General features: G+C 51.2%; 9 protein-coding genes. 8 read left to right on the forward strand and 1 reads right to left on the reverse strand.

What is annotated here, in order from left to right:
* Window positions 1-50: 50 nt before the first annotated feature.
* From IT084_RS15330 to IT084_RS15365, 8 genes are all read left to right on the forward strand, one after another.
* Window positions 51-362, forward strand: a complete 312-nt coding sequence (locus tag IT084_RS15330; RefSeq protein ID WP_195713764.1) for a hypothetical protein — start codon at window positions 51-53, stop codon at window positions 360-362.
* A gap of 601 nt (window positions 363-963) precedes the next feature.
* Window positions 964-1,389 carry a tRNA (N6-threonylcarbamoyladenosine(37)-N6)-methyltransferase TrmO gene (gene tsaA, locus IT084_RS15335; protein ID WP_195713765.1) on the forward strand — a complete coding sequence of 142 codons (426 nt, stop codon included), beginning with the start codon at window positions 964-966 and terminating at the stop codon, window positions 1,387-1,389.
* A gap of 325 nt (window positions 1,390-1,714) precedes the next feature.
* Window positions 1,715-2,488, forward strand: a complete 774-nt coding sequence (locus IT084_RS15340; protein ID WP_195713766.1) for a nitrogenase reductase — start codon at window positions 1,715-1,717, stop codon at window positions 2,486-2,488.
* 150 nt (window positions 2,489-2,638) lie between these two features.
* Window positions 2,639-2,980 carry a carboxymuconolactone decarboxylase family protein gene (locus IT084_RS15345; RefSeq protein WP_195713767.1) on the forward strand — a complete coding sequence of 114 codons (342 nt, stop codon included), beginning with the start codon at window positions 2,639-2,641 and terminating at the stop codon, window positions 2,978-2,980.
* 85 nt (window positions 2,981-3,065) lie between these two features.
* Complete coding sequence (locus IT084_RS15350) at window positions 3,066-3,680, forward strand: flavin reductase family protein (RefSeq protein ID WP_195713768.1); 615 nt, start codon at window positions 3,066-3,068, stop codon at window positions 3,678-3,680.
* A gap of 119 nt (window positions 3,681-3,799) precedes the next feature.
* Window positions 3,800-4,921, forward strand: coding sequence for an iron ABC transporter substrate-binding protein (locus IT084_RS15355; protein ID WP_195713769.1), 1,122 nt, complete (start codon window positions 3,800-3,802; stop codon window positions 4,919-4,921).
* Between the two features lie 19 nt (window positions 4,922-4,940).
* On the forward strand, window positions 4,941-6,014 hold the full coding sequence (locus tag IT084_RS15360; protein WP_195713770.1) for an iron ABC transporter permease: 1,074 nt from the start codon (window positions 4,941-4,943) through the stop codon (window positions 6,012-6,014).
* A complete protein-coding gene (locus tag IT084_RS15365; protein WP_195713771.1) occupies window positions 6,011-6,763 on the forward strand; it encodes an ABC transporter ATP-binding protein in 753 nt (250 codons plus the stop codon). Before IT084_RS15360 ends, IT084_RS15365 begins: the two co-directional genes overlap by 4 nt.
* Before the next feature lie 106 nt (window positions 6,764-6,869).
* On the opposite strand, the gene IT084_RS15370 is transcribed toward IT084_RS15365, so the two are convergent.
* Window positions 6,870-7,178, reverse strand: a complete 309-nt coding sequence (locus IT084_RS15370) for a hypothetical protein (RefSeq protein ID WP_195713772.1) — start codon at window positions 7,176-7,178, stop codon at window positions 6,870-6,872.
* Window positions 7,179-7,692 lie beyond the last annotated feature (514 nt).

Genomic DNA, 7,692 nt, shown 5'->3' on the forward strand with positions numbered 1-7,692 from the left:
TGTCCAATTAGGCCGGTTGCTGGATAAATAATCATGATGGAGGACTTTTGATGAAACACGGATTATACCCTACCGGAACTGACGGACAGGCCAAGAGATCGAGTTTGGAGTACTATTTTGTAAGGACGGGTTTTATTGACCTTCTGCCGTTAGCTCTTGAGATAGCCGGAAAATTGGAATTCGGGAAGGAGGAGATGATCGAGGCTATATGTAAAGTTGCTGACAAGTGCAGGGATTACCCGCCAGTCTTAAATAGAAGAGCCTGGTTTGCCAAGGTTTACAAGGAAAAGCTTTTTGAAGCAAGGGCGGATATCCTGGCTTACAAGAAGTGTTGGCGCTACCGTGAGAATATTTCACTGTAGTTCCATGAGGTGGATAAATTTAACGGCCGGTGTGCTTTAAAGCTGCTGGCTTTTTTGTTTTACCTCTGTGGATTGATGATTGATGGACTGACGGACGGACTAATCCAATTTAATTTGATGCTATTAGTCCAGGATAAAAAGTTTGGTAACATACAGTCAGTGATTTTTTGGCCTCCTTATTGCTTATGTGGCGGAATATCATGACCTGGTAATACTGACCAATAACCAGAAACATTTTGAAAAAATACCCGGCGTTAAAGAATTAATATCACTCCCGGTATGATGAAGCCGGAAACCCACGAATTTGTTTCGCCCAAGAAGCTCGTGCCTTTTGCGGAGCGAAGGGAGGGGTAATTCAATGCGAGATTGACTTTTCCCCTTTAATTTGGTAGGATGGGTTATGAACGAAAGTCACGTATTTTTAACCCCGAAGCGAAGACGGGAATGAAACAGACCGGTTATTAGTAGGTCACATAAGGGTAGGTAAAAATAAACGGCCACGGAGGCCCGGGTGCCCTTTTTAGGAGAAAATGGGTCCGTGGCTTTATTATTTTTTTTGAGCCGTAGTGTTCACAAGTTGATTTAAAGAAGGTGATCTCTTTTGGAGCTAATTCCTATTGGGGTAATCCACAGCTCTTACCGGGCGCCCGGCGAGGCGCCGCACCAGGGGCGTCTATCCGACCGGACGGCGGAGCTGGAGATTTACCCCCAGTTTATGGAAGGTCTGAAAGATGTGGAACAGGTAACCCACCTGATTGTGCTTTACTGGTGCCACCTGGCGCGCCGGGACAAGCTGCGGACAAGAACGCCCTTCGGCCCGGAAATACGCGGCGTTTTTGCCTGCCGCTCACCTTCCCGGCCCAACCCCGTTGCCTTCTGTGTGGCGGAACTGCTGGAGGTGAAGGAAAACCGCCTGTTGGTGCGTGGGGTTGACGCGCTGGACGGGAGCCCGCTTATAGACATAAAGCCGTATTCTTCCGATGTGGATAGTGTTTCCGGGGCACGCATCGGCTGGTTTAAAAAGTAAATCCAAGTACAGCTCCACATAAGCCTATCCCTGCGAAAGACCTGATAAAATGGGACGGTCGCCTGCCGGTTGAAGCCCTGGCTACCGTACTTCTGCCCTGGAAATCAAAAGTTGCTTTTTTCGGATAAAAGTACGTATGTGAAAAATTAAGCTGTAAAAAATTTTTTATGTTGCATGATTTTCTTTTCGTATGTAAAATATTTATTATCATGAAACAAGAAATAGGACGATAAAATTTGGGTCAGGAAGACCCTTTGCCGACCTGAAGGCCGGGCAGGGGGTCTTTTTGCATTTTCCGGAAAATACAGGATGGGAGGGTTTTGCGATGCCAAAAATCATGATCTGCGGTCGTGGCGGCAGCGGCAAGAGTACGCTGGTTGCCTTGCTGGCAAAAGTGCTTGCTGAACGGGGAAAGGTGCTGGTAGTGGATACTGACGAATCAAACCTGGGCCTGCATAAAATGCTGGGCCTTTCCACCCCGGTGATGACTTTAATGGGTTGCCTGGGCGGTAAACCGGCGGTGCGCGAGAAGTTGCTGGCTTCCATTCAGCAAAAGAGCGACGAAAACGCGGGCTTCTTCGAGGACGGCTTAAGCCTGGCCAGTTTGCCCCCGGAGTGTACTGGTGGGGAGTGGCCGTTACGCTTCCTGCGTATTGGTAAAATTGAGCGCAGCATGGAAGGTTGCGCATGTCCCATGGGGGCGGTGGCCCGCTCGTTTTTAAAGCAGTTGCGGGTTGATCAAGACGAGTGGGTGCTTGTGGATACCGAAGCAGGGGTGGAGCATTTCGGCCGGGGAGTTGTAGAGGGTGTCGACCTGGTGGTGATGGTGGTTGATCCCTCGCACGAAGCGATCCTGCTGGCCGACCGGGCAAAAGCACTGGCGGCGGAGGCAGGAAAGGATTTTGTGGTCGTTTTAAATAAGATCGATGCCGCAACGGAACCTTTTCTACGGCAGGAGCTGGCCACGAAAGGGATTCTGGTGCGGGGTGCGTTTGGCTTTGCGCCGGAAATTACGAAAGCCAACCTGGTAGGCAATCCGCTGTCGGCGGGAAACTATCGGGAACAGGTAAAGGAGTTGCTGGCTTCACTCTCATTTTAAGATTCTTAAAACATTGTCCCGGTTTAGTTGAGCCTCGACCCCGTGTAGTTTGTGGAGCCGGTGGCGGTAGTATTCAGGGCCAAGTGTGGGCGCCGGAGCAAGCCGGGTCTGCATTTCCTGCGCCTGAGAGTATTTACGGAGGTGGTTAGAATGGAAGCACAAAAGAATGGTGAAGGCTTAAGCACCTATCTGGAAAAGCTGGCTCAAGAGTTGCCGGAGGTAATAAAGAATTTTCACCAGCTACACGAGGCGGTTGTTTCCGACGCAGCGCTTTCGGCAAAGCAAAAGGAATTGATCGCGGTTGGCATTGCCGTGGCCATTAGGTGTTCTTACTGCATTGCCAATCATGTAGCTAAAGCTCTGCAGATGGGCGCCAGCAGAAAGGAGATTTTAGAGGCTATTTCCGTAGCCATAATGATGGGTGGCGGACCTGCCGTTGCTTATGCTACAGAAGCTATGAAGGTGCTGGATGCCTTGACGGCAGAGGGATAAGGAAAATAAACAAGGGAACTTTTGACCAAATGGTGATTACTGATCCTTGAAATTTTAAACATACATAATAAGGAGGCGGGAAGGGATGATTCTGGCGCCGCGCAAGAGGGAACAGGTGATGCCGCTGCCGGTGGTGCTGATTTCTACAGTGGGAAAAGATGGAGTGCGTAATATTGCTCCCTGGTCCAATATTACCCCGATTTTGAGGCCCTTTGATGACATAATTCTGGCTTCCTGGATCAAGCGGGATACTTTAAATAATATCCGGGAAACAGGGGAATTTGTGGTTAATGTGCCGCCTGTCGATCTGGTTGAGGCAGTAATGATTTGTTCCAAAAATTACCCGCCGGAAGTGGACGAATTTAAAGAGTCCGGTTTAAAACCTCGCCCTTCTCAAAAAGTTAAAGCGCCCGGGATTGAAGGTTGCCTGGCGTTGGTGGAGTGTACGCTGGTGGAAGAGATTAGCAGGAAAAACTATTCTCTGGTCATTGGTAAGGTAGTGCACCTGGAGGCAGATGACCGCTTCTTCAATGAAGCCGGGGAGATGGACTACGAGCGGGCCAAACCGATGTCCGTAATGCTTGGCGACCACGGGATGTGGTTTACCCGTCCGGTTTTTGCAGGCAGGTATGCAGATTACGCAGAAATGTTCCTGAGTAAAAAGGATGAAGCTCCTGCTTTTACTGGCGAGAACGGGTAGGAGTTGTACCCCCGTCGGGATATGAGGCGGTGCTTTCGGGGAGGAGACAGCCCGGAGGAACCGTCAGGTGCCGGCGAGATTTTTACATTAAGTACATTTAAAAACGGGAGGAGAAAGAAATGCGGACAAAAGTGCTGAAGGCGGGGTTCCTGCTCGTTGCCCTGCTGGTTACCTTGGTTGTCCTGGGTGGGTGCGGCGCCAAAACGCCCGAGCAGGATACGGCGGCGCCGCAGAAAGCCGTTGTCACCGACCTGGCCGGCCGGCAGGTGGAGGTTCCCGTTCCGGCAAACAAGGTGGTGGCCATCGGCCCCGGCGCGTTGCGGCTGGTTTGCTATGTCAACGGCACGGATAAGGTGGTGGGCGTGGAAAACCTGGAAAAACAACAGCCCACCGGCCGGCCGTATATTTTGGCCCATCCCGAATTAAAGGATTTGCCCACCATTGGCCAGGGAGGGCCCGATTCCACTCCGGACGCGGAAAAGCTGGTCGGCGCCAAGCCGGACGTAATTTTTGTTTCTTACCTGGTAGACAGGTCCCGGGCAGATGAACTGCAGGCCAAAACGAACATTCCGGTGGTGGTGCTGAGCTACGGCAGGCTGGCCACCTTTGACAAGGATGTTTACCAGTCCCTTGAGCTGATTGGTAAAATTACCGGCAATGAGGAAAGGGCCCGGGAAGTGGTTGATTACTTGCAAAAATGCCAGCAGGACTTGCATGAGAGGACGAAGGATATCCCTGAAGACAAAAAGCCCAAAGTCTACGTGGGCGCCCTGGGCATGAAGGGAGTGCATGGCATCGAAAGCACCCAGGCCAAATACCCGCCCTTTGTAGCTGTCAATGCCCGGAATGTGGTTGACGAAACGGGTAAAACGGGAAGTGTCATGATCGACAAGGAAAAGCTCCTGAGCTGGGACCCCGATATCATTTTCATCGATGAAGGGGGCTTCTCCCTGGTGCGGGAAGACTACAAGAAAAACCCGCAGTTTTACCAGTCCCTGAAGGCGGTCAAAACAGGCCGGGTTTACGGCCAGATTCCTTATAATTACTACACCACAAACATCGGCACCGCCATTGCCGACGCCTACTACGCCGGAAAAGTGATTTACCCCGAACAATTTAAGGATATCGACCCGGCCCAAAAAGCCGATGAGATTTACCAGTTCCTTTTGGGCAAACCTGTATATGAACAAATGGCGAAAGATTACGGTGGATTTAAAAAGCTGGATCTTGCCGGTCAGTAATACTTGAGGAGATAGAAAAATGGGTCAGTTAGCAATGGAAAACATCCCGAGAAGCTATCTGAGGTATACCCGGAGAAAAATATTCATCATCTACCTGCTTGTCCTTTTAACCGCCCTGCTGGGTATCTACGCCATCAACGCCGGGTCGGCGGAGCTTTCGCCGGCCCAGGTGCTGCTGACGCTGCTGGGCAAAGCTGAGGGAAGGTTAAATATCATTATCTGGAATATCCGGTTGCCCCGGATACTGGCGGCGGTTACTGCCGGAATTGGCCTTTCCGTGGCGGGTTGCGTGATGCAAAATCTTTTGCGCAACCCCCTGGCGTCCCCTTTCACCCTGGGTATTTCGCAGGGAGCGGCCTTTGGCGCCGCCGTGGCCATCATTGCCCTGGGGGCGGGGAGCACCCACAGCACCAGCGCTGATGCGGTCATTATCAACAACCCCTACCTGGTCACCATTTCCGCCTTTGTGGGGGCGATGGCAACGACCCTGGTGGTCCTATTCCTGGCCCAGGTCAGGGGGGTCACTCCCGAAGCGATGGTCCTGGCGGGGGTGGCCCTGGGCTCCCTTTTTTCAGCCGCCACCATTATCCTGCAGTTTTTTGCCAGCGACGTGCAGGTGGCTTCGATTGTTTTCTGGACCTTCGGCGACATCGGCCGGGCTTCCTGGCGGGATCTGGAAATCATGGCTGCGGTAACCGGTGCCGCGCTGCTTTACTTTATGGTCAACCGGTGGAATTACAACGCTTTGGACGGCGGGGAGGAGACGGCCAAAGGGCTGGGTGTTGATGTGGAGAGAATCAGGTTGACCGGGATGTTCGTGGCTTCCCTGGTCACGGCGGTAACTGTATCGTTTCTGGGTATCATCGGCTTTATCGGCCTGGTAGGCCCGCATATGATGAGAAGGGTGCTGGGCGGCGACCACCGCTTTCTAATCCCGGCTTCCAGCGTAATGGGAGGGCTTTTGCTGCTTGCTTCCGATACCCTGGCAAGGACCATTGTTTCCCCGGTTGTTTTGCCGGTGGGGGCGATTACCTCCTTTATGGGTGCCCCCCTGTTTCTTTATCTTCTTTCCAGGGGGTACGGCAAAAGATGATCTTATCGGTAGACGGAGTGGAATTCAGTTACAACAGCCGGCCCGTGTTAAGGGATATCAAATTTGAAGTCAACAGGGGGGAATTTTTTGCTATCCTGGGCAACAACGGCGCCGGGAAGTCCACCCTGCTCAAGTGCTTGAATACAATTTTAAAGCCGCAAACGGGGACAATTCTCATTGAAAAAGAAAACCTGTTTGTGCTCAGCCGCCGGGAAGTTGCCCGCCGCCTGGGGTACGTGGCGCAAAGATACGAAAGCACCCGGTTTACGGTCTTTGACGCCGTGCTTTTGGGCAGGAAACCCCACATCAAGTGGGGTACAACCGCAAGAGACCTGGAAATCGTCCGGAATGTGTTGGGCATCCTGGGCCTGGATGAGTTTTCCCTGCGCTACCTGGATGAATTGAGCGGGGGAGAACTGCAAAAGGTGGTCATTGCCAGGGCCCTGGCCCAGGAGCCCCGGGTTCTTTTGCTGGACGAACCCACCAGCAACCTGGATTTAAAAAATCAATTCGAGGTTCTGAAAACGGTGAAAAGAGCGGTCAGGGAACAAAACATTGCGGCGGTGGTGGTGATGCACGACCTTAACCTTGCTTTGCGGTTTGCCGATAAATTCCTGCTCCTGAAGAACAGGACCATCTTTGCCTGCGGGGGGATGGAAGTCATGACTCCGGAAAACATCGCCGGCGTCTACGGTGTTCCGGTAGCAGTGGAAAGGCTGGCCAACATTCCTGTAATTGTACCGTTGTAACAGCCCGGGGTGGTTCTGCCCGGCCCGAGCGCGGAAAAGCCTGCTATTGAAGCCCTGGTGGCCTGCGGCGCCTTTTTCTTAAACACCCGCCGGGAGATGGTGGCGCTCAGCTTTCTTCCTTCAAAAGGGATACCAGCTCCTGTAAAAAATCCCCGGGTGTACTGACTGCGAAATTCACTTTCCCTTTCCAGTCTTCATTCAGGAAGTGCTTATCCAAACTTAACAACCAGTCCATCTTTGCTGTCATGGCCGCCGCCATTATGGGGGCGTCCTTTTCGTTAATCAACGGTTTGGCCCGTTCCAGATCGTAATCATCAGGACCTGCTATTTTAAAGGGCAATGCCTTAAACAATGTGTAGAAGTGGTCCACGCAACCGGGCAACTTCTTCTGCAATTTCCGGAATGCTTCACTCACAACAGTCTCAGAAACGAACGGAGTGATTATCCCCAGTTCAACCAGGGCAAGCACCTCGTGCGAACCGAAGGTAAATTTTGCAACTGTTTCTGACCTCTTTTAGTAATGGTGATGCCTTTGGCTCTCCGCTACCGGAGTGATAAATTCCATGCCTTGAGGGAAAAGGTATTCGGTTTTTCCCCGGTAAAGAAGGATTTTACATGCTAATTAGCGAAATACTGTATAACAATTAGGAATGCTGGATGACCGAAGTCATCCAATTATCCAGCTGGAACCTGCTTGGGGCTTAATTTCTATTAAAACTACAAATTTCAAAGATGAAAACCATGAAGGTTTATCTTCCTCAAGAGAGGGGTCTTCATGGTTTTTTTTTTGAGGTAGCTGAATAGAGTGTATTCGATAAACAATAAATCCCAAATGTAATATATAGGGAGACTTGTAATGATAAGCAAGCATAGTAAGCAAGAGCCTAAAAAAGCGCATGACAAATAGACCTTTTTAAAAACATTTTAAA

The organism is Desulfallas sp. Bu1-1, from assembly GCF_015594625.1.
GTDB lineage: Bacteria > Bacillota > Desulfotomaculia > Desulfotomaculales > Desulfallaceae > JADNRQ01.